Origin of the sequence: Aldersonia sp. NBC_00410, assembly GCF_026342035.1 — a bacterium.
Classification (GTDB): Bacteria; Actinomycetota; Actinomycetes; order Mycobacteriales; family Mycobacteriaceae; genus Aldersonia.
In genome coordinates this window covers 152,299-178,960 of record NZ_JAPENM010000003.1, presented here as the reverse complement: position 1 = coordinate 178,960, position 26,662 = coordinate 152,299, and the positions used below count along the sequence as shown (strand labels likewise).

The window sequence follows — 26,662 nt, the reverse complement described above, 5'->3', positions numbered from 1 at the left end:
GTATGGGTTTGTCGCGTCGAAACACTGGCGCAGCAGGCGATCACGGGGGTGTTCCGCCGCTGAGTTAACTGCGTTACGCTAACGCCACTAACCGTAGAGGGGGGCCTTGCGATGCTGGACAGGATTGCCAGTTTCGTCATCGCGCGACCACGCAAAGTGCTGGTCACGGCGTTCACGATCGCCATCCTGGCCGGGCTGTTCGGGGCCACCGCGATCAGCCATATGAAAGCGGGCGGATTCACCACGGCCGACTCCGAGTCCGGCCGGGCGAGCGAAGTGCTCGACCAGGACTTCGGCGGCGCGGAACCCAACCTGGTGCTGCTCGTCGATGCCCGCGACGGAGTGGACAGTCCGGAGGCCAAGGCCGCGGGCGCCCGGCTCGTCGACACCCTGTCCAGCGCCGAGGGTGTCGCATCCGTGCAGTCGTACTGGACCGCGCCGCCGGATCTGGCCGGCGCGTTCCGCAGCCGGACCGCGCACAGCGCGCTGATCACCGCCAATGTCGACGGCGACGACACGAGTGCGCCCAAGCGTGCCGCCGAACTCGCCGACGACCTGACCGGCACCACCGACGGGATCACTGTGCGTGCGGGCGGGCAAACGATGGCTTACCACGACATCAACGCGCAGGTCACCAAGGACCTCGCCGTCGCCGAAGCAGTCGCCATTCCGATCTCGGCGATCGTGCTGATCCTCGTCTTCGGCAGCCTCGTCGCGGCCTTGCTGCCGCTCGGCATCGGGATCTTCGCGATCCTCACCACGCTTGCGATCCTGCGCACCCTCACCCTGGTCACCGACGTCTCGATCTACGCGCTGAACATGACGACCGCGCTCGGCCTCGCGCTCGCGATCGACTACAGCCTGTTCATGGTGAGCCGGTTCCGCGAGGAACTCGACGCAGGCCGCGAGGTCGCCGACGCCGTGCGCCGCACCGTGCAGACCGCGGGCCGGACCGTGCTCTACTCGGCCCTCGTCGTCGCGCTGTCGATGTCCGCGCTGATCGTCTTCCCGCTCTACTTCCTGAAATCTTTCGCGTATTCGGGACTGGCCGTGGTGGCTGCCGCGGCACTCGCCGCGCTCATCGTGGTACCGGCGTGCCTGATGACGCTCGGCCATCGGGTTAATTCGCTGGACCTGCGCGAACCGTTCCGCCGGCTACTGCGCATGCCGCCGCGCCAGGTGGTGCCGCCGCAGGAGAGCCGGTGGTACCGCGGGGTGAGCGCAGTGATGCGGCACGCGGCACCGGTCGCGATCGCGGTGACCATGTTCCTGCTGCTGCTCGGCGCACCGTTCCTGTCGGCACAGTTCGGCTATCCCGACGAGCGGGTGGTCCCCGCGGCGGTGGCGGAGAGCCGCGCGGTCGGCGACTCGTTGCGGCAGAACTTCGAACTCGACACCGGCGGCTCCTCGATCGCGGTGCTGCCCGGCTACACCGGTGGCCAGGGCCCGATCGGCGATTACGCGGCCGAGCTGTCCCAAGTTCCCGGCGTGGACGCGGTGACGTCGAGCGCGGGCACCTACGTCGAAGGGTCGCGGGTCGCGTCGCCGCTACCGAACATGCTCAACGACTCCGGCGCGTACCTCCGGATCACCGGCCAATCCGACCCGTTCGCCAAGGCGGGGGCACGCCATCTCGAAGCAGTGCGTGCGGTGCCAAGCCCGGGCGAGGTGCTGTTCACCGGGCCCGCCGCCGTCAATCACGACTCGCTCGACGTGCTCGCTGGGCGACTCCCGCTGGCGCTCGGGCTGATCGTGGTATCGACACTGGTCGTGCTGTTCCTGTTCACCGGCAGCGTGGTGTTGCCGGTCAAGGCGATCGTGCTCAACACGCTGTCGCTGTCCGCCGCGTTCGGCGCGATGGTGTGGATCTTCCAGGAGGGCCATTTCTCCGATCAGCTCGGCTTCACACCCACCGGCTATCTGTCACCGACCATGCCGCTGCTGATGTTCTGTCTGGCGTTCGGCATGTCGATGGACTACGAGGTCTTCCTGCTCTCCCGTATCCGCGAGGAATGGCTGATGTCGGGCCGCACCGCCGCGGACAACACGCGCGCGGTGGCGATGGGTGTGGCACGGACCGGCCGGATCTTCACGGCGGCAGCGGTTCTGATGGCTATCGTGTTCATTGCCATGACCACTGCACAGGTCTCGTTCATGAAGATGTTCGGCTTGGGATTGGCGCTGACGGTGTTGACCGATGCCACCCTCATCCGCACGTGCCTCGCGCCCGCCCTGATGAAGATGATGGGCCGGGCGAATTGGTGGGCACCGAAACCCCTCGCCGCGCTGCACGCCCGTATCGGGCTGCACGAACACGACGAACCGGCGCCGGCGACCGACGAACCCGCACCGCGCTTACCGGCGCATCAGGGAGCTTCATGAGCGCAGCACGACAGCGCGCCCCACGCGGCTCCGGCGATCAACTGCGCGGGGAGATTCTCGACGCCACCATGGCTCTGCTCGCTCGGACCGGTCACGCGGACGATGTTTCGATCCGCGCGATCTCCGAAACGGTCGGTGTGAGTGCACCCTCGATCTACCGGCACTTCGCGGACAAGGACGCGTTGATCGAGGCCGCGGTGGTGCAGGTGATGACCGACCTCGACGAGGTCATGCAGGCCGCAGTGGCGGGCATCGACGCTCCGCTCGAACGGCTGCGCACGCAGGGCCTGGCCTACGTGCGGTTCGCCCGCGAACATCCCGAGCACTACCGGCTCGCCACGATGGAATGCGGCGACCGGGCCGGCGAGGTCGACAAGGTGCTCGGCAGTGCTGCCTTCACCCATTTCCTGGCCACCGTCCGGGACTGCATGGACAGCGGCGTGTTCGCCGAGGCCGACCCGATTCCGGTGGCGATGCAGATGTGGGCGGCCGCGCACGGCATCGCGTCACTGCTGATCGCCAAACCGTATCTGCCGTGGGGCGATCCCGATCTGGCTGCGGACAAGGTGCTCAAATCGGCATGCTCGGGCCACATCGTCGGCGACCTGCTCGGCCACGACGCCAGCCCCGACGAACTGCTGACCTGGCTGCACGAGCAGCGACGCATGACCCGGTGAGCCGGCTCGAACCACGACCTCGCGCCGTCGCAGGCAACCGGCTCCACCCCCGGTAGGAGATCAAGTACCGCCCTGGGCACGACGTGCTGGGACCGCCCATCTTTGTAGCGTCTAACCAAGGAGGACAACGCCGGGCAAGGGCGGTGCTCCCAGGTGAGTTGGCAGCGTCACGCCAGCGCCGCCGACCGATCATCGAGGGGGGCCGCGATGCTGGACCGTATTGCCTATTTCGTGATTGCGCGACCGCGAGCAGTGTTGGTCGCCGCGTTGTTGATTGCGGTGTCGAGCGGACTGCTCGGCGCCACCGCGCTGGCCCACATGAAGGCCGGTGGATTCATCGCCAACGATTCGGAGTCCGGCCGGGCGAGCGCACTGCTGGCAGAAAAGTTCGGTGGTGCCGAACCCAACTTCATCCTGCTCGTCGACGCGCCGGACGGCGTGGACAGCCCCGCGGCCCGCGCTACGGGCGCACGAATCATCGAATCACTGCGGTCCACTTCCGATGTCGATTCCGTGCAGTCGTACTGGACCATGCCCCCCGATCTGGCCGCCGCATTCCGCAGCCGCACCGCGCACAGCGCCCTGATCACCGCGCACATCGACGGCGACGACACGGCCGCACCCGCGCGGGCCGCCGAACTCGCCGACGAAGTCGCCGGCACGAGCGACGGGATAACCGTGCGCGCCAGCGGGATTGCGATCGGTTACCACGAGATCAACGGACAAGTCACGAAGGATCTTGCGATCGCCGAAGGGGTCGCCATCCCGATCTCGGCGATCGTGCTCATCCTCGTGTTCGGCAGTGTCATCGCGGCGATGCTGCCGCTGGCCATCGGCATCTTCGCGATCCTGAGCACACTCGCGATTCTGCGCTTCTACACCATGATCACCGACGTGTCGATCTACGCGCTGAACATGACCACGGCACTCGGCTTCGCGCTTGCTATCGACTACAGCCTGTTCATGGTGAGCCGATTCCGCGAGGAACTCGCTGCCGGGCGCGAGGTGCCGGATGCGGTCGTGCGTACCGTGCAGACCGCCGGCCGCACCGTGTTGTACTCGGCAATCGTTGTCGCGCTGTCGATGTCGGCGCTGATCGTCTTTCCGCTGTACTTCCTCAAGTCCTTCGCCTACGCCGGCCTCGCGGTGGTCGCCGCGGCCGCGCTCGCCGCGCTGATACTGGTGCCTGCGTGCCTGATGCTGCTCGGCCACCGGGTGAACTCGTTCGACCTGCGCGAGCCGCTGCGCCGTTTGTTCCGCATGCAGCCGAGCCGGGTCGTCCCGCCGGAGGAAAGCCGCTGGTACAGCGCGGTCAATGCAGTGATGCGCCGCGCCGCGCCGGTCGCCATCGCGGCGACCATCTTCCTGCTGTTCCTCGGCGCACCGTTCCTTTCCGCGAAGTTCAGCTACCCCGACGATCGCGTGGTACCCGCCGCCGTGTCGGAAACCCGCGCGGTCGGCGACTCGCTACGGCAGAACTTCGACATAAATACGGGCGGTGCGGCAATTGCGGTGCTGCCCGGTTACGCGGCCGGGCCGGGCCCGCTCGGCGACTACGCGGCGGAGCTGTCCCGCGTGCCCGGCGTGTTGGCGGTGTCATCGAGCGTGGGCACCTACACGGCGGGTGCCCGGGTGGCGTCCGCGCTGCCGGAGATGGCCAACGAGTCCGGCACGTATCTACGGATCATCAGTGATGCGAGCGCGTACTCCGCCACCGCTGCGCGCCAACTCCACGCGGCGCGGGCCGTGCCGGCGCCCGGCGAGGTGATGTTCACCGGTCCCGCTGCCGCCAACAATGATTCGCTCGACGCGCTCGGTGGACGGCTGCCTCTCGCCCTCGCGCTGATCGTCGCCTCGACGCTCATTGTGCTGTTCCTGTTCACCGGCAGTGTGATTCTGCCGATCAAGGCGGTCGTCCTCAACACGCTGTCGCTGTCGGCAGGCTTCGGCGCGATGGTGTGGATCTTCCAGGAAGGCCACTTCTCCGACCCGCTCGGATTCACCCCGACCGGCTATCTCTCTCCGACCATGCCGCTGCTGATGTTCTGCCTGGCCTTCGGGATGTCGATGGACTACGAGGTGTTCCTGCTGTCCCGGATCCGCGAAGACTGGCTACAGTCGGGCCGCACCACCGCCGACAACACGCATGCGGTCGCGATGGGCATCGCCAGAACCGGCCGGATCTTCACTGCCGCAGCGATGTTGATGTCGATCTCCTTCATTGCGTTGGCAACGGCGCAGGTGTCGTTCATGAAGATGTTCGGCATCGTCCTCGCGATCACCCTCGTCGTCGACGCGACACTGATCCGTGCCGGCCTCGCCCCGGCGCTGATGCGCATGATGGGGCCGGCGAACTGGTGGGCGCCAAAGCCGCTGGCAAGGTTGCACGACAGGTTCGGCTTGCACGAGCACGACGCGCCCGCGCCACGTTCGTCCGCACCCGCCGAGGCCGTACCGGTCCACTAGGAGCACCGAGGAAGGCAGCACGAGGCGGTCCAGCGCAGTCCCCGGGATCGGCCGTGCGGCGGCCGCGTAGAAAGTACGTGTGACTCACGACACCACGCCGTGCGCCGGGGGCGGCATGACGATCAGCGATCAGGTCGCCCGGCACGCCCGCAAGATCCCCGAGGCGGTCGCGCTGCGCTTCCCCAACGCCGAGGCTCGCTCCGCAGGCTCCGCTCGGGCCGGCACCGAGCGCTCGTACCGCGAGCTCGACGCCAGGGTGAGCCGCCTCGCCCACGCCATGCTCGACCGCGGCATCGGCGTCGGTGACCGGGTCGCCGTGCTCGCCCACAACGGGCTCGAAGTTATCGAGACCTATCTCGCCTGCGCCCGCATCGGCGCGATCTGTGCGCCACTGAATTTCCGCTCGGTCGCGACCGAGGTCGCCTACATGCTCACCAACTGCGGTGCGCGGCTGCTCATCCTCGACGCGCAGCTAACCGACTCGGCCCGCGACGCGGCACCCTCGGCACCGGCGCTGCTCGGTGGCCTGGTTTTCGGCGGACCGGTGGCCGGGCTGCCCGCCGGGTTCGAAGCCTACGAGGACGCGCTCGCGGCGGCGTCCGCCGAGCCGGTCGCCGTGGTGGTGGACGAGCACGCGCCAGCGTTCATCATGTACACCTCGGGCACGACGGGCCGGCCCAAGGGCGCCGTGCTCTCGCACTACAACCTGTTCGTGCAGACCACCAGCCGGATCGCGCATGTCGGTCTGCCGACGGACTGCCGCACCTGGCTGGCCGGCACCCCGTTGTTCCATATCGCGGGTGTGTCCGCCTTCCTGCCTGCGTTTCTCACCGGCGGCCGGGTCGTGGTGGCCCGCTCCGGCGCATTCGACCCGGCGGAAACTGTGGATCTGCTTGCCCAGGAACGGATTTCGTCGTGCTTCTTCGTCCCCTCACAATGGCAGGCGATCTGCTCGGTGCCCGGTCTCGCCGATCGCGATCTGTCGGCGCTGAAGATGATCGCCTGGGGTGCGGCGCCCGCGTCGACGACGCTGCTGCGCAAACTGCTTGCCGCCTTCCCGCAGGCGCAGCTGAGCACCTCCTTCGGCCAGACCGAGTGCAGCCCGATCACCACCGTGCTGCGCGGCGAGGACGCCGCCCGCAAGATCGGCTCGATCGGCACACCGCTGCTCAATGTCGAGGTGCGCGTCGTCGACGCCGAGATGAACGACGTGCCGCGCGGCGAGGTCGGCGAGATCGTCTACCGCGGCCCGTCGGTGATGAGCGGCTACTGGAACAACCCCGCCGAGACCGCAGCGGCCTTCGCCGGCGGCTGGTTCCACTCCGGTGATCTCGTCCGCGAGGACGAGGACGGCTACTTCTACATCGTGGACCGGCTCAAGGACATGATCATCTCCGGCGGGGAGAACGTGTACTGCGCGGAGGTGGAGGACGTCCTTGCCGGCCACCCCAAGATTGCCGACGTGGCCGTGGTGGGGGTGCCGGACGAGCGGTGGGGCGAGGTGCCGCATGCCGTCGTCGTCCCGATCCACGCCGCCGATCCGCCCACCGACACCGACATCGAACAGTGGTGCCGCGCGCGGTTGGCCGCCTTCAAGTGTCCACGCCGGCTCACCGTGCTGCCCGAGCTGCCGCGCAACGCGAGCGGCAAGGTGCGCAAGAACGAGCTGCGGGCCGAACTGGCAGGGTGAACCCGTGCCGATAACGTGAGCCGCATGGAGTCGTTCTACGTCCGAGATCCGGCCGACCCGGACCGCTACGAATCGACCGAACTGACTCGGGGCCCGTGGTCACCGGATGCCCAGCACGCCGGACCGCCGTCGGCCTTGATCGCGCATGCGATCGAACGTTGCGAGCCGCGCGAGGGATTTCAGGTCGGCCGGATCGCGGTGGAGATCCTCGGTCCGATCCCGCTCGCACCGCTCACCGTGACCACTCGGGTCGCGCGGCCGGGCCGCAGTGTGGAGTTGCTCGAGGCCGAGGTGCGCGCCGACCGCGGACCGGTGCTGCGGGCCAATGCCTGGCGCTTCCGCCGCGCCGATCCGCCGCTCGAAATCGACGATGCGGTGCGGCCGACCGGCACCATGCCCGGACCCGAGCAGGGCGTCGAGTCGGAGTTCCCCTCGCTGCAACCGGTCGGCTTCCACACCGGCATCGATTACCGGTTCGTCCGCGGCACATTTCTCGAGGCCGGTCCGGCGACCTGCTGGATTCGGCTGCGCCATCCCATCGTGGCGGGCACGACGCCGAGCCCGTGGGAGCGCGCCATGGCCGCAAGCGATTCCGGCAATGGGGTGAGCTCCACGATGGACTGGCAGAACTATCTGTTCATCAACACCGATCTCACGGTGTCGCTGCATCGGCTGCCCGAGGGCGAGTGGATCTGCCTGGACGCGGTGACCTCGCCGCAGCCGCACGGGATCGGATTGACCGAGACAGCGCTCTACGACGAAGCCGGACCGATAGGGCGCGCGATGCAGACGTTGCTGCTCGGCCGCCGCTGAGGCGCTGTCGGCGAACGAACTCCCCGTAACGTTGGCGGTTCCGTGCTGCCGCCGGGTCGGGGGTCTGGCGGCAACACGGAACCATTCACGATTTCGCCGCAGCCCCCGCCGGTGTTACACGTCGGCACAAATAGCGTGGAACCGGTTGCTGGGACCTGGCCCCGGGTCCAGACTCGTGGGGTGACTGCCATGCAGCTGGGAATGGTCGGGCTTGGTCGGATGGGCGCGAATATCGTCCGGCGGATCGTGAAGGACGGCCACACGGCCGTCGTCTTCGACACCAATCCCGCTGCCGTCGAGGAGGTCGCCGCCGAGGGCGCGGGCGCGGTGCTCGGTACGAATACCCTCGCCGATTTTGTCGCCGCGCTCGACAAGCCGCGGGTCGCGTGGGTGATGATCCCGGCGGGCATCACCACACGGGTGATCAACGAGCTGGCCGAGTTGCTCGAACCCGGCGACATCGTCATCGACGGCGGCAACAGCCGCTACCACGAGGACATTGCACGGGCGAAAGCGCTCTCGCCCAAGGGACTGCATTACATCGACATCGGCACGTCGGGCGGGGTCTTCGGCCTGGACCGCGGCTTCTGTCTGATGGTCGGCGGTGAGCACGAACAGGTCGCCCATATCGAGCCGTTGCTGCAATCGATCGCACCCGGTGTCGACGCCGCCGAACGCACCCCCGGCCGCACCGGCGAACCGTCCCCGGCCGAGCAGGGCTATCTGCATTGCGGCCCGGCCGGCGCCGGTCACTTCGTGAAAATGGTGCACAACGGCATCGAGTACGGCGCGATGGCCGCCTACGCCGAGGGCCTCAACATTTTGCACAAGGCGAATATCGGCTCGCGGTCGCCGAGTGAATTCTCCGCCGAGGAGACCCCGCTCGACCAGCCCGAGCTCTACCAGTACGACATCGACATCCCCGAGGTGACCGAAGTGTGGCGACGCGGCTCGGTGGTCGCCTCGTGGCTCCTCGATCTCACCGCGGCGTCACTGTTCGCCGACCCCACCCTCGAGGCGATGGGCGGGCGGGTGTCCGATTCCGGTGAGGGTCGGTGGACGGTCGACGCCGCGCTCGACGAGGGCGTGCCGGTGCCCGTACTGTCCACCGCGCTCTACCAACGGTTCTCGTCTCGTGGCGAAGCGCTCTACGCGGACAAGGTGCTCTCCGCGATGCGCAAGGCGTTCGGCGGGCACAGTGAGCTACCGAAGAAGTAGGGAGCTACCGAAGAAGTAGCGCTACGTCGGAGCGTTCCGGCTACGCCGAACCGCTCAGGTGCCCCGGCGTCCGCGACGGCTGTTGTCGTAGGCGGCCTCGCGCACGATCCGCAGCCATTCCGGTTGCAGCCGGACGTCGTCGTGTGTGTTGAGGATCGGATCGAATGGCGGTGCTTCGTCGTCATCGGTGCTGATTACGGTGTCGAGTCGCACTTTCGCCAGGTCTGCGAAACCTTCGGCGCCGGCCGCCTGCCGCAGGTGCACGACGAGCGGTCGCTCGGCGATCTCGGCTTCGAGGCTCGCAAGTGAAAAGTCCCGGGACGACGAGGCAAGTTCGGCTTGTAGCCGCCAGGATCGTCCCTGATAAGCCAACGGCATCAATGTCGAGAATCGTGCGCGCGCCCATGACACCGAGGGGAGTACTGCGCATCGCGCGATCGGATTGGTGCCGGATGTCGCGAGCAGGATGTCCCAACGTTCTGGTTGCGAAAGCCGGATCGCGATTCCGCCGACGTCCGGCAGTCCACCCGGCGTCCCGATTCCCTTGGACAAACGCACCCGGACCGGGCCGGACTCGATCGGCACACCGAATGCCGGGTCGGCAATGCGCTCGATCCGTCCACTGGCGAGAAATCCGTTGGGGTGAAACACCCTGGCGTGGCGCAGCGCCGCACCGATCCGGAAGGGCCAGCCGAGCGCGCGAGTTGCAATATCGGTCATGTGCGGCGGCTACCCCGCGCGACTATGCCGAAACGCGCGGCACGCGAGGCTGGTCCTGGCTCGGTCGACGCCGGCGCGACGTAGCGTGACGACCATGAACGCCACCACTGACGGAACGGGTTTCTCCGCCGACGAGAAGGCCGCGATGAAGCAGCGCGCCGAGGAGTTGCGCACGACCAAAGGCCTCAAGGGTGCGGCGAAACAGGCCCGCGAACTCGAGGCGTGCATCGACGCGATCGACGCACTCGAGGGAATCGACAGCGAGGTCGCAACGACCTTCCATCGGCTCGTCGCCGAGGAGGCACCCGATCTGCGACCGAAGACGATGTACGGGTTCCCCTCTTACGCGAACGCCGACGGCAAGGTCGTCATGTTCGTGCAGCCTAAATCCAAGTTCGACACGAGGTATCCGACCGTCAACTTCGACGAGCACGCCAACCTCGACGACGGCGACATGTGGCCGACTTCGTTCGCCGTCGTCGCCTTGACGGATGCGGTGGAGAAGAGGCTGCGCGCGCTGGTGAAACAGGCCGTGTCCTGACCGATCCTGCGTCGCGGTTGTGCTCGGGTTCGGCGTGACTACTCTCGCGTCACTCTCGGCCGAGCGAGACCCACGTCGGGTCCGCCGTCCGTGCACCAACCGTGATCGCGGCGAGTTCGTCGAGACGAGCCACCTGGTCGGCGGTCAGGTCGAGGTTCAGCGCGCCCGCGTTCTCGGTGACTCGCGGCGCGTACCGGGTCCCGGGGATGGGCACGACCGGCAACGAGAACTCCCGGCCCTTGGCGTAGAGCCAGGCGAGCACGACCTGCGCCGGCGTCCCGTCGGTCTCGGCGGCAATATCCTCGACCACCGCGAGCACCTTCGCGTTACCCGGCAGTGCGTCGGGCGCGAAGCGCGGAAACCGGCGTCGCAGGTCGTTTTCACCGATTTGGCCCGGTTCGAACGTGCCGGTGAGGAACCCTCGGCCGACGGGTGAGTACGGCACGAAGCCGATGCCCAGTTCCGCGGCGGTCGGGACGACGGCCCGCTCCACATCGCGGCTCCACACGCTCCATTCGCTCTGGATCGCGGCAATCGGGTGGACGGCATGCGCGCGCCGCAGCTCGTCGCCGGTGGCCTCCGAAAGTCCGATGTGGCCCACCTTGCCCGCGCTCACCTGTTCGGCGATCGCCCCGACCGTCTCCTCGATCGGGACGTTCGGATCCACCCGGTGCAGGTAGTACAGGTCGACGTGGTCGACACCGAGCCGCTCCAGGGAGGCGTCCAGGAATCCCGCGACGTGCTCGGGGCGGCCGTCGATGCCGCGCTGTCCCGCCGCGATATTGCCGACGAGGCCGAACTTGGTGGCCAACTGCACTTCGTCGCGCCGGGTGCGCAGCACCTCGCCGACGGCACGCTCACTCGCACCCTCGCCGTACACGTTGGCGGTATCGATGAAGGTGACGCCGATATCGATCGAATGATGGAGTGTGGCAAGGGCCTCCGCCGGGTCGACGGGTCCATATGCCGGAGCGACCGACATGGCGCCGTAGCCCTGGGCGCTGACGACGAGACCGGGGGCGAGTGCAGTGGTGGGGACAGTCATGCATCGCATCCTGCCCCGGAATTCGCGAAGGGCGCACGATGTGCGATCACCCTGATTGCAAAGCCGTGCGTCCGTCGGAGGCGCGTGGAGCCGGAGGTTCAGCGCGCGCCGACTACCAATACCCCGGTGGCGCCGTAGGCGGGGCCGGTTGCCTGCGCGGTGCAACTGCTGACCACCACGTAGAGGCCGGTGGGCACGTTGGCGAACGTCCCGGTCACAGTGCCGTCCTTATCCGCAATCACCAACGGGTGAAAAGCAACAAAGGAGCCCGACTCGAGCAGGGCTGTGATCAGCCCGAACGGATTGCCTGCGAGCAAATCGGCGATCGACCCCCCGATGATCGGGGCGGCCGTCACGGCATTTACCAGTCCGGTTTGGCAGCTACCGGGAAAGACACCGAGGTACCCCGGCACGCCCGTCGCGGTGTACCGCACAGAATTCCCCTGTGCCTCCGCCTTGTGGCCGATCCCGTTCGAGAACCCGACGCCGGGCAAAACGGGTTGCGCAGGGGCGGGGGCAGCCGCCGCGATTGCCGGCGCCGCAAGCAGTACGGTCACCGAAGCCACAGCGGCGGTGACGCATCGGATGAACAGGTTTCGTCGCATCAGCATGTCTCCTATCGGGACGGCGGTTTTACCCGTCGGGACCCGGCGCGACGCCGATTCGGCCCATGCCTCGGACGCTAGTCAATGGATATGCGCCGCATGGCCGATTCGCGATTTCCAGCGTACTGCGCAGTGCGTGCGACGTGTGCGCCTAGCGCTCCAGGATCGCGGTGACGCCCTGCCCACCCGCGGCGCAGATGGAGATCAGCGCCCGGCCGGACCCCTTCTCGGCGAGCAGCTTTGCGGTCGAGGCGACGATGCGGGCGCCGGTCGCGGCGAACGGATGACCGGCCGCGAGCGAGGAACCGTTGACGTTGAGCTTGCTGCGATCGATGCTGCCGAGCGCGGCGTCGAGGCCGAGCCGCTCCTTGCAGTAGGTGTCGCTCTCCCAGGCCTGCAGGGTGGCGAGCACCACCGAGGCGAAGGCCTCGTGAATCTCGTAGAAATCGAAGTCCGCCAACGTGAGTCCGTTGCGCGCGAGCAGCCGCGGCACCGCGTAGGTGGGCGCCATCAGCAGGCCGTCCGGACCGTGCACGTAATCCACGGCGGCGGTCTCGGAGTCGACGAGATGGGCGAGCACCGGCAGCTTGCGCTCGGCGGCCCATTCGTCGGTGGCCAGCAGCGCGGCCGACGCGCCGTCGGTGAGCGGGGTCGAGTTGCCCGCGGTCATGGTCGCGTCGCCGAGCTGCACACCGAAGGCCGGCTTCAGTTTGGCCAGTTTCTCCACCGACGAGTCGGGACGCAGGTTGTCGTCGCGGGTGAGGCCGAGGAATGGAGTCACCAGATCGTCGAAAAAGCCGCGGTCGTAGGCGGCAGCCATGTTGCGGTGACTGGCGGCGGCGAGTTCGTCCTGGTCCTCGCGGCGAACGCCGAATTCCTTGGCCGTGATCGCGGCATGGTCGCCCATCGACAGGCCGGTGCGCGGCTCCCCGTTGCGTGGAATCTCGAGCCCGATCATGCCCGGACGAACGTTGCCGAGCAGCTTGACCCGGGCACCCGCGGTCTTCGCGCGGTTGAGCGAGAGCAGGAACTCGCGCAACTCGTCGTTGACACCGATCGGCGCGTCGGAGGTGGTGTCCACCCCGCCGCCGATGCCGGCCTCGATGCGGCCCGCGGCGATCGCATCGCCGACGGCAATGATCGACTGCAGGCCGGTGCCGCAGGCCTGCTGCAGGTCGTAGGCGGGCGTGTACGGGCTGAGCGCGCTACCGAGCACGCACTCCCGCATGAGGTTGAAATCGCGGCTGTGCTTGAGAACCGCGCCCCCGACAACCTGACCGAGCCGCTCACCTTGCAGGTTGAAGCGACTGACCAGGCCATCGAGCGCGGCGGTGAACATATCCTGATTGGAGGCGCGCGCATACGCCTTGTCGGACCGGGCGAATGGGATCCGGTTCCCGCCAAGGACGGCGACTGGTCGCAACTGCCGGTCGACACCCCTCGACTCGACTGACTCGGTGCTGGCCGCTGTGCTCGTCACGCGCATCTCCCTGACTCAGGTGGTCTGCTCGACATCCAACTTACTCCAGAGTAAGTTGTTTGTCGAACCCGGCGTGTGTCAACGCTGCGGTAATCGACCAATCCCCAAGACGACCCGAGAAGGTAGTGAAAGTGGCATCCAGCAAGGGAGCTCCGGACCTCTACTCGTCATTCCTGTCCACGACACCGGGCGCGTTCATCGCGGACAAGGCCGGGCTGCCCAAACCGGAGGATCTGCGCCGGTACAAGGCCGGTGAGCCGCCGCTTCCCGGCCCGATCCTGCTCGGTGGCGCCGGCCGGCTCGTCGAGCCGATCCGCGAACAGCTCGCGGACTACACCTTCGCCGGACCCGACGACACCAAGTTCGGTGCGCTGGTCTTCGACGCGACCGCCCTCGCGAGTGCGGAAGAGCTTGCGGCGCTGTACGAATTCTTCCAGCCGGCGATGCGCAGCCTGACCGCCTGCGCGCGCATCGTCGTGCTCGGCACCACCCCCGAGGAAACCGGCAGCGTCGACGCGCACATCGCCCAGCGCGCACTCGAGGGCTTCACCCGTAGCCTCGGCAAGGAGGTCAAGCGCGGCACCACGGTGCAGCTGGTCTACGTCTCGGCGACCGCCACGCCGGCCGCGACCGGAGTCGAGTCGACGCTGCGCTTCCTGCTCTCGGCCAAGTCCGCCTTCGTTTCCGGTCAGGTGATCCAGGTCGGCGGCGACGATTCGACCGCGCCGGAGAACTGGGACCGCCCGCTCGACGGCAAGGTCGCAGTGGTCACCGGCGCCGCGCGCGGTATCGGCGCGACGATTGCCGAGGTGCTCGCCCGGGACGGCGCGCACGTCATCTGCGCCGATATTCCGGCTGCCGGGGAGGCGCTGTCGGAGACCGCGAACAAGGTCGGCGGCACGTCGCTGGCCCTCGACGTCACCGCGGACGACGCCGCGGAAAAGCTCGCCGCACACCTGCTCGAGCGGCACGGCGGCGCGGACATCATCGTCAACAACGCCGGCATCACCCGCGACAAGCTGCTCGCGAATATGGACGACGCACGCTGGAACGCGGTGCTGAACGTCAACCTCATCGCACCTCGGAAGATCGTCGAGTCGCTGATCGCCAAGGGCGCGCTCAAGGAGGGCGGCCGGGTGATCGACGTGTCCTCCATCGCGGGCATCGCCGGCAACCGCGGGCAAACGAACTACGGCACCTCCAAGGCGGGTGTCATCGGCCTCGTACACGCGAGCGCGGCGGCCTACGCGGACAAGCACATCACCGTCAACGCGGTCGCCCCCGGTTTCATCGAGACCGCGATGACGGCCGCCATCCCGTTCGCCACCCGTGAGGCCGGCCGCCGGATGAGCTCGCTGCTGCAGGGCGGGCAGACCGTCGACGTCGCGGAGACCGTCGCCTACTTCGCCGGCCCGGCTTCGAACGCGGTCACCGGACAGGTGCTGCGGGTGTGCGGCCAGAGTCTGCTGGGGGCCTGATGACAACCGAGGTACTCGATCTCGACGAGACGCCGCGCACCCGCGATCTGTACCTGCGCGCCGTGCTCGGTGCGCTGCCGGTGCCACTGCTGTCCGACCGCAGCGACGCTATCCCGGACCGCCGGGTGGAGTTGTCCGGGCTGCACGTCGATCCGGACAACCTCGCCGCCTACGCGAAGGCGACCGGGCTGCGGTTCGGCGACACCCTGCCGCTCACCTACCCGTTCACGCTCACCTTCCCGGCCGTCATGCGACTGGTCGTGGCGCGCGACTTCCCGTTCGTCGCGGTCGGTGCGGTGCACGCGGAGAACCTGATCGAGCAGCGGCGGCCCATCTCGGTGAGCGAGCCGCTCGACATCGCGGCATACGTGCAGAACCTGCGCGAACACCCGAAGGGGCTGCTCGTGGACGCGATCAGCGAGATCAGCGTCGGGCGCGAACTGGTGTGGCGGCAGGTGACGACGTTCCTGCATCAGCAGAAGACGTCGTTGTCCGGCGGTCCGAAGCCGGAGCCGAAGCCGGACGAGGTGCCGCCCCCGCCGACCCGCACGATACGGGTGGATCAGCGCACCATCGGCAAGTACGCCGCGGTGTCCGGCGACCGCAACCCGATCCACATCTCCACGCTCGGCGCCAAGGCCTTCGGATTCCCGCGTCCGATCGCGCACGGCATGTGGAGTGCTGCGGCGATCCTCGGCCTGGTCGAGGGCCGGATTCCGGACGCGGCCACCTACCAGGTGAAGTTCGGGAAACCGGTGCTGCTGCCGTCTACCGTCAACGCCTACGCGGACCGCACCGGCCAGGGCTGGGATCTGTCGCTCAAGCACCCGAAGAAGGGCTACCCGCACCTCACGGCCACGCTGAGCTGAGCGCTAACGCCGCGGGCGGCGACCGATTCCTCTCTGCCGCCCGTGGCGTGCTCAGTCCCGCTTCTTGCCCGCCAGACCGCGCCAGGCCAGGGTCTCCAGCAGATCGGCGGCCTCCTCGGCCCCGATCTCTCCTTCGACCAGTCGGTCCGCCACGGCCTCGCCCGCACCGATCAGCGCCACGGCCATGATCGAGAAGTTGGTGCCCGGATCGGGGTTCTTGGTGCTGTTTTCGAGCAGCTTGGCGGTCATCTCGATCATCCGCTCACGCGCGCTCGCCACCTGGGCGACGAACCTCTGCTGGGCGATCGCCTGCCGGTACAGCACCTGCCAGGACCGCCGGTTCTCGTCGACGAAATGCAGGAACGAGACCAGCGCGACGCGGACCTGCTCACGCGGGGTCAGCTTGGGATCGCCGGCGGGCGTGATCGCCTCGAGAAACCGCAAGCCCTCGCGATTGATGCACGCGGCGAACAGTTCGTCCTTGGAGCCGTAATAGAGGTACAGCATCGGCTTGGAGATCTTCGCTTCTGCGGCGATGGCGTCCATCGACGCGTCGTGAAAGCCGTTGCGGGAGAAGATCTCGACCGCCGCATCCAACATTTGTTGCTCTCGCACGGCACGGGGCAACCGCTTCGTTCCACCGGCCATGCGTCCTCCATAACAGCTGCTCCAGCGAATCTTACTCTAGAGTAAGATCGATTGCTCGTCCCCGAAATCGGTATCACAGGTTATGGATAAGCGCCCAATGCCGCTTCGGGCGACACCGGTCGATCAGCACGTGAGCGCGCCCTTGTACCGCGCCACCCGCAGCACGGACTGATCCACCCGAGCCTCGGGTAGCCGCCCCTGAGTGACCGCGCCGTCGAGCCGGTCGAGCACCGCGGGCACCTCATCGGTGGTGATCCACAGCGCGTTGTCCGCGCCGGCCTCGAGCGCCGCCTCGACCGCGTCGGGAATCGACATGCGGCTCGTGATCGCCGCCATCCCGCCGAGGTCGTCGGTGAAGATCACCCCGTCGAACGGTGGCGCGTTGTAGTCCGCACCGGTGCGGAGCAGGTTCATCGCCGCGGGCGAGATGCTCGCGGGGACCCCGGGCGCGGTCAGACCGGGCACATCGAGGTGACCGACCATCACACCCGCGCCGGAACCGACCAGATTGCGGAACGGCACCAGATCCGTGGTCTGCAACTGATCGAGCGGCGGCGTGCTCACCGCGCCGGTGTGCGAATCCCCCGAGCCGGAACCGTGCCCGGGGAAATGCTTGATCACCGCGCCGAGCCCGCCGTCGTGCAGACCCTGGATCACCGCGTCGCCGTACTGCGTCACCACGTTGGGGTCGTCCGAATACGACCGGTCACCGATCACCGAATCATCGGGCTGACTGCTCACGTCCACATCCGGTGCGAAGTCGACGGTGATGCCGAGTTCCTTCATCTTCCGAGCCCGTTCGGCGGTGAACTCGCGCACCTGCTGCGGCGACATGGCGTCGGGCAACTCACGCGCCGCGGGGGCCGAACCGATCAGATTCGCGACCCGCGAGACCCGGCCGCCCTCCTCGTCGATGGTGACCATCACCGGGATGTTGGCGGCGCCCTGCACCTGCCCCACTCCGCCGGCGGTGAGCAACGACTGATCCGTCCAGCCGCCGATGAAGATCCCGCCGACCTGGCTGTCGCGCACGACGCTCACCGCATCCGCGGTGCCGGTGACTCCGACGGTGAGCAGCTGGCCCAATTTCTGACGCGGAGTCAACCGGGCGAGAAACGCCTGGCCACAGGGATCGGCCGCGGCCGCCTGGGTCGCCGGCAACGACGGCTCGGCACTCGCCGTCGTCTCGGCCGGACCAGCCGACGGCGCTGGCGTCACCGGTGTGGACGTCGCCACCGTCGAGGATCCCGAGCACGCCGTCATCACGGTCGCCAGCGCCACGACGACACCAAAACCCACCCACCGCATAACCGACGACGCTACCTGCCCGCGGGTAGGCTCGATGCCAACCGACCAGGCGGCGAGAACCCAGGAGGTTCGCGATGCCCTGCGATGTGATGCTCATCGCCTACGACGGTTCCGACCATGCGAAGCGGGCCATCGAATACGCGGGCAGATTCCTGGCCGCGAACAAGGCTGTCGTGTTGACGGCGTGGGAACCAATGGTTCGCCAGGCCGCACGGATGTCCGGGCTCTCCGGGGTGATGCAGCCGGACTGGGTGCCCGACGAGGACATCGACGACATCGCCTACACCGATGCCCGCGCGATCAACGACGAAGGCCTGCAGCTGGCCAAGGCCGCCGGGCTCAACGCCGAACCACGCACCGCCGAGTGCACCTCCACGATCTGGACCACCATCGTGGAATGCGCCGACGAACTCGACGTCGATCTGATCGTCGCCGGCACCCGCGGCTCCACCGGCATCCGGGCGCTGCTGCACAGCAGCGTCGCCGACGCGGTGCTCAAGCACTGCCACCGCCCGGTCTTCCTGGTGCCACCGATCACAGCGAAGGCCACACAGCCCGGCTGATCGATATCGTCGGTCCGTGATGGACGGTTTCCTGTTCGCCCGCGCGGGCACGCTGCTGCGCACCAGCGGCACCCGCACGCGATTCACCGACGCGGACACCGCCGCCACCGCGATTCGCAGTGGCGCGGTGCCGCTGCTCGTCGGTGCCCTGCCGTTCGATCCGGCGCGGCCCGCCGCGTTCACCGTCCCGCAGACCTGGACGCGCGGCCCCGGCCCGGTTCTCGCCGATCCGTTGCCCGCCCTGCCCGCCGCGCGCGTGGCCCACGAGACGCCGAGCCGCGCCGAACACATCGCGCGGGTGCGCAAGCTGCTCGAACTGCTGGAAGCCGACGACCTGCGCAAGGTGGTCGCCGCCCGCTCGGTACAGCTCGTCGCCGATGCCCCGATCGATCCGGCGCTGCTGCTCGCGCACCTGCTCGCCACCCACCCGACGGCGAACGGCTTCGCGGTGAACCTGCCGGCCACGACGCTCGTCGGCGCGAGCCCGGAACTGCTCGTCGCCCGCCGCGGCGCCTCCGTTTCGCTGCGCCCGATGGCCGGAACCGCGCCGCGACACGCCAACCCGGCCACCGACCGCGCCACCGCAGAGGAACTGCTCGGCTCGGCGAAGAACCTCGCCGAACACGCCTTCGTCATCGAGTGGATCCGCGAGCGGCTCGCACCGCTGTGCACCGAGCTGGACATCCCCGCCACACCGGAACTCGTCGGCACCCCCGAGGTGTGGCATCTCGCCACGCCCGTCCACGGCGTGCTGCGCGACCCGGCGACCACCGCGCTCGACCTGGCGATCCGGCTACACCCCACGCCCGCGGTGTGCGGCACACCGACCGACGCCGCGCTGGCGACGATCCTCGAACTCGAGGAGGAGCGCGGGTTCTACGGCGGCACCGTCGGGTGGTGCGACGAACGCGGCGACGGCGAGTGGATCGTCGCCATCCGGTGTGCCGAATTGGCTGGTGACGGGCGTTCGGCGACGGCGTGGGCGGGCGGCGGGATCGTGATCGGATCCGACCCGCAGGCCGAGCTCGACGAGACGACATCGAAGTTGCGCACCCTGCTCGGTGCGCTTGGTGCCGCGGCCCTGGTGATACCTTGACCCGGACAACTCGCACGTCGAAGGAGCCTCCGCGATGAACTTTCTGGTCCCCGGGCTCGTCAGCGCCCTCGTCGGCGCTGTCCTCGGTGTCGGCGTCATCATCGGCGTGACGTCCGCGGCGGAACAGAATTCGCGTCCCGACGTCGATCGCAGCGGCAACGCGGGTTCCTCGCTGCTCAACCAGGTTGAGTACGGCAGCCGCTGAATCGCGTGCTCCTGAAGAGCAGAGCCATTCCTCGCTGACAGCGTCTCTTACACCGCCACCGTCGGTCGAACCACTCGGCCGACGGTGGTTCTTCGTCGCGGCCCTCGTCGCGCTCGTGCTGGCCTTCCTGCAGTCGCCGGGCAAGATCGTCGCCGACACCAAGTTCGATCTCACCGAGGACCCGTTGGGCTTCCTCGGCCGCGCCGCGCATCTGTGGAACAGCCAGGCCCCGCTCGGCCAGGTGCAGAACCAGGCCTACGGCTACTTCTTCCCGCACGGCTCGTTCTTCGCGCTCGGTCAGCTGCTCTCGATCCCACCGTGGATCACCCAGCGGGTGTGGTGGGCGCTGCTCCTGCTCGCCGGATTCTGGGGCATCGTGCGGCTCGCGGAGGCGCTGGGCATCGGCAACCGCAGCTCCCGCGTCATCGCCGCGATCGCGTTCGCCCTCTCCCCCCGCGTGCTGACCACACTCGGCTCGATCTCCTCCGAGACGCTGCCGATGATGCTCGCCCCCTGGGTGTTGCTGCCGGTGGTGCGCGCGCTCGCCGACAACCCCGGCGCCAACCCGCGCAAGCTGCGGGTGCTCGCCGCCCAGTCGGCGGTCGCGGTCGCGCTGATGGGCGCGGTCAACGCGGTCGCGACCGTGTTCGCGGTGGCGCCCGCGGTGCTGTGGTTGCTTTCGATGCACCCGAACCGGCGCTGGTGGCGGTTCACCGCATGGTGGATTCCCGCACTGCTGCTCGCCACGCTGTGGTGGATCGTGCCGCTGCTGCTGCTCGGCAGGGTCAGTCCACCGTTCCTCGACTTCATCGAGTCGGCCGGAATCACCACGCAGTGGACTTCGCTGGGCGAAGTGCTGCGCGGCACCACGAGTTGGACCCCGTTCGTCTCGCCGGAGCGGGTGGCGGGCGCACTGCTGGTCACCCAGTCCGGTGCAGTGATCGCGACCGGTGTCGTCGCCGCGGCGGGCATGGCCGGGCTGGCATTGCGGTCGAACCCGGCGCGTGGCCGGCTGGCGCTGATCCTGTTCGTCGGCCTGGCCGGAATCACCGCGGGCTATGTCGGCGAGCTGTCCTCGCCGATCGCCGAAACGGTGCGCATGTTCCTGGACTCCGGTGGCGCCCCGCTGCGCAACGTGCACAAGCTCGAGCCGCTGATCCGGTTGCCGCTCGTACTCGGACTCGCGCATCTGCTCACTCGCGTTCCGCTGCCCGGTTCGGTGCCGGGCCCGCTGTGGCGACGGGCGTTCGCGCACCCCGAGCACAACCCGATGGTCGCCGTGACCGGGCTGATCCTGGTTGCGCTCACCCTCGCGACCGCCGTCGCATGGACCGGTCGGCTGGCACCGCGCGGCGCCTACGACGCCGTACCGGACCACTGGCACGAGGCCGCGGACTGGCTCGGCACACACGCCACCACCGACGCGTCCGAGCACACCGACAGCTCTGCGCTGGCCGACCGCGCGCTCGTCGTGCCGGGGGCGCCGTTCGCCATCCAGGTGTGGGGCATGACCCGAGACGAACCGCTGCAGGCGTTGGCCGACACGCCGTGGGCGGTCCGCGACGCCGTGCCGCTGACCCCGCCGGGCGCGATTCGTGCCATGGACTCGGTGCAGCGACTCATCGCCGACGGCCACCCGTCGGCCGGGCTCGGGGGCACCCTGCGCGGGCAGGGCATCGGCTATGTCGTCGTGCGCAACGACCTCGATCCGGACACCTCGCGCTCGACCCGGCCGGTGCTCGTGCACCAGGCGCTCGAGGGTTCCCCCGGTCTCACCAAGGTCGCCGAGTTCGGCGACGAGATCGGGCCGCGCAAGGTCGAGGGCCTGACCGTGGACGGCGATCTGCAACCCGGCTATCCGGCGATCGAGATCTACCGCGTCGAGCCGCTGAGTCCGGGCGGATCGAGCGAGCCGTATCTCACGGATGCCGCAGCCCTGCCGGTCGTCGCCGGCGGACCCGAAGCCCTGTTGCGCCGCAATAGCTCCGGTGCGGCCGGCCCGGTTTTGCTCGCCGCCGACGCCGAGCGCGCCGGATTGCCGGTCGACACCGTGACCGTCACCGATACCCCGGTCGATCGCGAGACCGACTTCGGGCAGGTCGACAACCACAGTTCCGCGATCCGGACGGCCGGCGATCCGCGCCGCACCCGCAACCGGGTGCCCGACTACCCGGTCGACGGAACCCAACCGGTGCGCGGCGAATGGTCCGGCGCGGCGGTGACCACGTCGAGCTCCGCAGCCGATGCCACTCAGCTCGGCGGGAGCGCACCGGGCAGCGGCGCGCCCGCAGCCGTCGACGGTGACGACGACACCGCCTGGTTCAGCAACGCCCTCGAAAGCGCAGTCGGCCAGTGGATGCAACTCGATCTGGACCACCCGATCCGCGGTGGCCTGCTGCATCTGACGGTCAGCCCGGCGGCCATCGGCGCACCCGTGAAATGGGTCGAAGTGCAGACCGCGCGGGGCAGCACCGCGGCGCGGATCGGCGAACCGGGCACGCCGCTGACCATCGCGCTGCCGCCCGGCGAGACCTCGTGGGTGCGGATCGTCGCGACGCAAACCGAGGACGGTTCGGTCGGTTTCCAGTTCGGCATCAGCGAGGTGTCCCTCGATGACTACTCGGCGCCCGACACCCCCGTGCCGGTCGAGATTCGGCACCGCACGGTGCTGCCGCCGACCCCGCCCGGCGCGGACGTTCGCGGCTGGGATCTCGGTCAGGAACTGCCCGGCCGCACCGGATGCGTGGACGCGCCCGATCGCGTGCGCTGCTCGAACGCGCTGACGGTGCCGCCCGAGCAGCCCAACACTTTCCAGCGCACGCTCTCGGTCCCGGCGGCCGCGACCGTCGCACCGAGCCTGACCGTGCGGTCGCGGCCCGGCCCCGAACTCGACGCCCTGCTCCTCGAGCCGGGCCGTCCCGTCGCCCATGGGAAGTCGGACTCCGCGGATCCGCGCGGGTCCGCGCTCGCGGCCACGGACGGCGATCCGCGCACCACATGGACCGCGTCGCAGGAGACGATCCGCGAACCGGCCGGGCCGAAGCCGACGCTGACCATCGACCTGCCCGGCCCGCAATTGGTCACCGGGCTGCAGATCGCGTCGAGTCTGGGCGCACTGCCGGCGGCACCCACCAGCGTCGCGGTGAACCTCGGCGACGGACCCCAGGTGCGCGAAGTCGGTAATGGAACACAGGTGCGCGAAGTCGGTAATGGAACACAGGTGCGCGAAGTGGGTGACGAGCCGATCGCGCTGCATCCACGGGTCACCGATCGCGTCGAGCTGAGCATCCAGAGCTGGGATCGGGCGTTCGACCTCGCCGGCATCGGCTTCCTGCAGCCGATGCCGCCCGGGCTCGCCGAGGTGGCGATCCTCGGCGCCGATGGTCAACCGATCGGCGGCGGAAGCGATCCCGATCGCCTGATCACCGTCGACTGCGCCGACGGCCCTGAACTCTCGGTCGGCGGACAGCCGATCCAGACCTCGGTGACCGCGACTGCGGAGCAGTTACGTTCCGGTGCAACGCTTTTCGCGCAACCCTGCGCTGCCGACGGAACGGCGCCGCTGCCCGTCGGCCAGCAGGATGTGACGGTGCGCCCTGGCGGCGCTTTCTTTGTCGACGCGCTGCGGCTCGACGATGTCACCGCGCCACCCGTAACCGTGGCCACGACGACTCCGGTCGGCGAATCGATCACCGAGTGGACCGAGAGCCACCGTTCGATCGACGTCACGGCCAACCCGAACGAGCGCGTGCTCGTGGTGCCGGAGAGCACGAACCCCGGCTGGCACGCCCGCACGTCGGACGGCACGGAGCTGACTCCGATCGTGGTGAACGGTTGGCAACAGGGCTGGATCGTCCCCGCGGGCACGAGCGGACCGATCTCGCTCGACTACCCGCTCGACCGCTGGTACCGCATCGGCATCTTCGGCGGCCTCGCCCTGCTACTCGTCCTGTTCACGCTCGCCCTGTGGCGCCGCAAGGCCGGCACCTCACCAAGCGCGGCACCGCACCCGTGGCGCAGCACGCTGCTCGCCGCGGCAGGCGTCCTCGCCACCGCCACCGTCATCGCCGGACCCGTCGGCACCGCAGTCGCGGCGACCGGCCTGGCCGGTGCGGCACTGGCACTGCGCCGCTGGGGTGCGCGCGTCACCGCGCTCGGCCTCGCGGCGGTCGCCGGCGGCGGCACGATCGCGGCCACCGCGTTGCTGTCGCGCGGGCCGTGGCGCTCCGCCGACGGCTACCTGGGGCATTCGTTGTGGGTTCAGCTGCCGGCGTTGCTCGCGGTCGTCGCGGTTGGGGTCGCGGCACTGCCGCTGACGCCGCGGTTCGCGCGATTACTCCGCCGACGCTCCCACTCCCGCAGCGCGCGGCGCACCGGCTCCTCCACGAGCGAATAGCTCGCCGCCGCCACGGGCAGGGTGAGCAGCACGGTGGCGATCAGCACGAACACGAAGCGCCCCTGGAACGGCGCGATGCCGAACGTCGGAAACACCACCGCGAGCACGGCCAGATGCCAGATGAAGATCCCGTAGGACCACCGGCCGAGCGCCAGCGAGATCGGGTGGGTGAGGATGCGGTGCTGTCTGGTCGCTCCGCGGGCTCCGCTCCTGCGCCGACCGGTACCGAGGACCAGCGGCGCAAGCAACGCGAAGCCGAGGATCGCGCCGAGCGCAATCTTCGTCGCGTACTGCCACGGCTCGGGACGCACCAGACCTTCCGGCCCGGCGAGTTCGGTGGTCGCCAACCCGAACGCAACGATCGCCACCAGGCCCATCACGATCCGGCGATCCGCCAGCCGGCGCATCCGTGGGACCTCGACGACGACCAACTCGGCGAGCACCATGCCCGCCGCGAACCATGGAAAGTACCCGGGCAGCCAGTTGTCGGAGTGGATCGCGTTCGGCGTCGGGATCGGCAGAAACGCCCAGCCGAGCGACAGCACCGCGGCCCCGAGCAGGACCGGCAGCCGCCACCGCGCCCGCGCGCCGCGCAGCCCGAGCAGCGCGAAGGCGATCACCGGCAGCAATAGATAGAACGCGAACTCGACGGACAGGCTCCACATCTGGGTGAGCCCGTCGGTGAGTGTCAGCGGCACGAACACCTGCACGAGTCCGAGATTGGCCAGCCACAGCCGGAATCCGCTGCCCGCCTGCGGCAGGAACAGCAGCACCGCGCACACCGCCACCCAGTACGCCGGCAGGATTCGCGCCGCGCGGTGCAGCAGGTAGCGCCCGGTCGTCGGGGCGGCCGCGCCACCCCGCGCCGCGGCGGCGTGCGGGCGCCACAGCAGGAACCCGGACAGGGCGAAGAACACCGCAACCGCAAGATCGAACCGGCTCCAGACCCGTCCGAGCACCGGCGTCGAGGCGGCCGCGGTCTGGAATGCGACGTGGGTGACCACCACGCCGAGCGCCGCGTAGCCGCGCATCCCCTCGAGGGCAGGCACGAACGCCCGCGGCGACGGGCCGGCCAGCGCAGACGCCTGCTCCGAATCGGCGGTGCGGGTGACGGTCATCGCGCTCAAGTGTGCCTGGTTACCGGCACTGCCGTTTACACCTGTCGCGGAGCGACGACGCGCCGGGACCGGACCTCGGCCAACCGGACCCGGGCCGACGGCTGTTAGTGTCTGCCACGATCAGCTGTCCAATTTGGGCCGTTGGCGGTCGGACCGTGTCTGTCCGGCGGGCAAACGATGCGAGGTTGAGGAGATTCGATGGCGGAGCGATCGAATTCGGGACGGACGCTGGCCTACATACTCGTCGGGCTCGGCGCGTTCTTGATCGTCGGCGCACTGATGCTGCCCACCTACACGGTGAGCCAGCTGGCCAAGACACCGCTCGACCTCGAGATCACCACGGTGGCCACGACACCGGACGAGGGCGGCGAGGTGCTGAACTCGGCCACGCTGACGTCGGGCCCCGGCCGCGCGCAGGTCGACAAGGGCGTGCCGATGGTGTCGCAGCGCTTCCTCACCGTCGAGGAGCCATCGGACGCGGACAAGATGACGATTCAGGCCGGCACCACGCTGCGCCGCACCGACAAGCAGGGCGACACCGGCCTGCTCACCGCATCGGTGGACCGGGTGACCGTCGATCGCAAGACCGGCATGCCGGTCGAGGATCCGGTCGGTTCGATCCAGATCGAGGGCACCAAGCCGGCCGAAGAGGTCGCACACGACGGTCTGCAGTACCGCTTCCCGTTCGACACCGAGCAGAAGACCTACCCGTACTTCGACATCAATGCACGCGAGTCGTTCGACATCGACTTCGTCGAGGAGACGGAGATCAACGGCCAGAAGGTGTACCACTTCCATCAGAAGATCGACCCGGTCGATCTGTCGAAGGTGGTCGCTTCGCCGACCAACAAGCTCACCCTGCCCGCCGCGAAGTGGGGCGTCGTGGGCGGCAGCACCCCGGTGACGATGACCCGCTGGTACAGCAACGAGCGCGATCTGTGGATCGAGCCGGTGACGGGCGTCATCGTCAAGGGCCAGGAGAAGCCCGTTCAGTTCTACGCGCGCAGCGGCGACAAGCCCGAGCTGACCGTACTGAACACGAATCTGACCTTCGACGAGAACACCGTCGAGTCGCAGCTGGAGAAGGCGAAGGACGGCATCGACAAGATCTCGCTGTTCGGCCGCATCCTGCCGATCGTGTTCGGCATCCTCGGCGTGATCGCGCTGGTGATCGGGATCGTGCTCGGTGTGCGTCGCGGCAAGGGTCCGAAGGATCCCGCCGAGACCGGCGGTCCCACCGACCCGGCGGACTCCACGGCTACCACCCCTGAGCCCGGCCACGACTGGACCACGGACAGGACCGAGGAGATCCCGGTCCACCGCGACGACCGGATCTGAGGCGAA

Annotated in this window: 20 protein-coding genes and 1 pseudogene; 14 read left to right on the top strand and 7 right to left on the bottom strand. The window is 68.7% G+C overall.

Translation table 11 applies throughout. The features are described from left to right. The first annotated feature begins 111 nt into the window (after positions 1-111). The 6 genes from OG921_RS07780 (at position 112) to gnd (ending at position 9,246) form a co-directional block, all read left to right on the top strand. Entirely contained in the window at positions 112-2,382 is a 2,271-nt protein-coding gene (locus tag OG921_RS07780) for an MMPL family transporter (protein WP_266111809.1), read from the top strand. Continuing rightward, positions 2,379-3,059, top strand: a complete 681-nt coding sequence (locus tag OG921_RS07775) for a TetR/AcrR family transcriptional regulator (RefSeq protein ID WP_266111808.1) — start codon at positions 2,379-2,381, stop codon at positions 3,057-3,059. The genes OG921_RS07780 and OG921_RS07775 overlap by 4 nt, the downstream gene beginning before the upstream one ends. Positions 3,060-3,266: 207 nt before the next feature. After that, positions 3,267-5,525 carry an MMPL family transporter gene (locus OG921_RS07770; RefSeq protein ID WP_266111807.1) on the top strand — a complete coding sequence of 753 codons (2,259 nt, stop codon included), beginning with the start codon at positions 3,267-3,269 and terminating at the stop codon, positions 5,523-5,525. A 79-nt stretch (positions 5,526-5,604) separates the two neighbouring features. Then, complete coding sequence (locus tag OG921_RS07765; protein ID WP_323182713.1) at positions 5,605-7,215, top strand: long-chain-fatty-acid--CoA ligase; 1,611 nt, start codon at positions 5,605-5,607, stop codon at positions 7,213-7,215. A 24-nt stretch (positions 7,216-7,239) separates the two neighbouring features. Then, entirely contained in the window at positions 7,240-8,028 is a 789-nt protein-coding gene (locus OG921_RS07760; protein ID WP_266111806.1) for a thioesterase family protein, read from the top strand. Between the two features lie 189 nt (positions 8,029-8,217). After that, positions 8,218-9,246 carry a phosphogluconate dehydrogenase (NAD(+)-dependent, decarboxylating) gene (gene gnd / locus OG921_RS07755; RefSeq protein WP_266112272.1) on the top strand — a complete coding sequence of 343 codons (1,029 nt, stop codon included), beginning with the start codon at positions 8,218-8,220 and terminating at the stop codon, positions 9,244-9,246. 54 nt (positions 9,247-9,300) lie between these two features. Here gnd and OG921_RS07750 read toward each other — a convergent pair whose 3' ends face one another. Beyond that, positions 9,301-9,966 carry a phosphodiesterase gene (locus tag OG921_RS07750; RefSeq protein WP_266111805.1) on the bottom strand — a complete coding sequence of 222 codons (666 nt, stop codon included), beginning with the start codon at positions 9,964-9,966 and terminating at the stop codon, positions 9,301-9,303. 94 nt (positions 9,967-10,060) lie between these two features. On the opposite strand from OG921_RS07750, the gene OG921_RS07745 reads away from it, so the two are divergent. Continuing rightward, positions 10,061-10,507, top strand: a complete 447-nt coding sequence (locus OG921_RS07745; RefSeq protein ID WP_266111804.1) for a hypothetical protein — start codon at positions 10,061-10,063, stop codon at positions 10,505-10,507. A gap of 49 nt (positions 10,508-10,556) precedes the next feature. Here OG921_RS07745 and OG921_RS07740 read toward each other — a convergent pair whose 3' ends face one another. The 3 genes from OG921_RS07740 to OG921_RS07730 all read right to left on the bottom strand — a co-directional run bounded on the left by OG921_RS07740 (position 10,557) and on the right by OG921_RS07730 (position 13,643). Beyond that, positions 10,557-11,552, bottom strand: coding sequence for an aldo/keto reductase (locus OG921_RS07740; protein ID WP_266111803.1), 996 nt, complete (start codon positions 11,550-11,552; stop codon positions 10,557-10,559). 98 nt (positions 11,553-11,650) lie between these two features. After that, the gene (locus tag OG921_RS07735) at positions 11,651-12,157 is read right to left on the bottom strand and encodes a hypothetical protein (RefSeq protein ID WP_266111802.1); all 507 of its coding nucleotides are present in this window, start codon (positions 12,155-12,157) and stop codon (positions 11,651-11,653) included. A 151-nt stretch (positions 12,158-12,308) separates the two neighbouring features. Further along, positions 12,309-13,643 (bottom strand): acetyl-CoA C-acetyltransferase, encoded by a 1,335-nt coding sequence (locus tag OG921_RS07730; protein ID WP_266111801.1) that lies wholly within the window; start codon positions 13,641-13,643, stop codon positions 12,309-12,311. 125 nt (positions 13,644-13,768) lie between these two features. Here OG921_RS07730 and OG921_RS07725 point away from each other — a divergent pair, with 125 nt between their 5' ends. Together OG921_RS07725 and OG921_RS07720 are read left to right on the top strand one after the other, a co-directional pair. Then, the gene (locus OG921_RS07725; RefSeq protein WP_266111800.1) at positions 13,769-15,115 is read left to right on the top strand and encodes a 3-oxoacyl-ACP reductase; all 1,347 of its coding nucleotides are present in this window, start codon (positions 13,769-13,771) and stop codon (positions 15,113-15,115) included. Next, entirely contained in the window at positions 15,115-15,984 is an 870-nt protein-coding gene (locus tag OG921_RS07720) for a MaoC/PaaZ C-terminal domain-containing protein (RefSeq protein ID WP_266111799.1), read from the top strand. Before OG921_RS07725 ends, OG921_RS07720 begins: the two co-directional genes overlap by 1 nt. 51 nt (positions 15,985-16,035) lie before the next feature. On the opposite strand, the gene OG921_RS07715 is transcribed toward OG921_RS07720, so the two are convergent. Together OG921_RS07715 and OG921_RS07710 are read right to left on the bottom strand one after the other, a co-directional pair. Further along, positions 16,036-16,632 (bottom strand): TetR/AcrR family transcriptional regulator, encoded by a 597-nt coding sequence (locus OG921_RS07715; RefSeq protein WP_266111798.1) that lies wholly within the window; start codon positions 16,630-16,632, stop codon positions 16,036-16,038. Positions 16,633-16,755: 123 nt separating this feature from the next. Beyond that, positions 16,756-17,940, bottom strand: coding sequence for a glycoside hydrolase family 3 N-terminal domain-containing protein (locus OG921_RS07710; protein WP_266111797.1), 1,185 nt, complete (start codon positions 17,938-17,940; stop codon positions 16,756-16,758). 74 nt (positions 17,941-18,014) lie between these two features. On the opposite strand from OG921_RS07710, the gene OG921_RS07705 reads away from it, so the two are divergent. From OG921_RS07705 to OG921_RS07690, 4 genes and pseudogenes are all read left to right on the top strand, one after another. Then, positions 18,015-18,503: a universal stress protein gene (locus OG921_RS07705; RefSeq protein WP_266111796.1), complete on the top strand. Its 489-nt coding sequence runs from the start codon at positions 18,015-18,017 to the stop codon at positions 18,501-18,503. 19 nt (positions 18,504-18,522) lie between these two features. Continuing rightward, the gene (locus OG921_RS07700; protein WP_266112271.1) at positions 18,523-19,599 is read left to right on the top strand and encodes an isochorismate synthase MenF; all 1,077 of its coding nucleotides are present in this window, start codon (positions 18,523-18,525) and stop codon (positions 19,597-19,599) included. A gap of 34 nt (positions 19,600-19,633) precedes the next feature. After that, positions 19,634-19,804, top strand: coding sequence for a DUF2613 domain-containing protein (locus OG921_RS07695; protein ID WP_266111795.1), 171 nt, complete (start codon positions 19,634-19,636; stop codon positions 19,802-19,804). A 115-nt stretch (positions 19,805-19,919) separates the two neighbouring features. Next, a pseudogene (locus OG921_RS07690) lies at positions 19,920-21,953 on the top strand (DUF3367 domain-containing protein); the annotation flags it as partial. A gap of 2,111 nt (positions 21,954-24,064) precedes the next feature. Here the strand turns inward: OG921_RS07690 and OG921_RS07685 are convergent. Then, positions 24,065-25,318, bottom strand: a complete 1,254-nt coding sequence (locus OG921_RS07685; RefSeq protein WP_266111794.1) for an acyltransferase — start codon at positions 25,316-25,318, stop codon at positions 24,065-24,067. A 198-nt stretch (positions 25,319-25,516) separates the two neighbouring features. On the opposite strand from OG921_RS07685, the gene OG921_RS07680 reads away from it, so the two are divergent. Further along, a complete protein-coding gene (locus OG921_RS07680) occupies positions 25,517-26,656 on the top strand; it encodes a DUF3068 domain-containing protein (RefSeq protein ID WP_266111793.1) in 1,140 nt (379 codons plus the stop codon). Positions 26,657-26,662 lie beyond the last annotated feature (6 nt).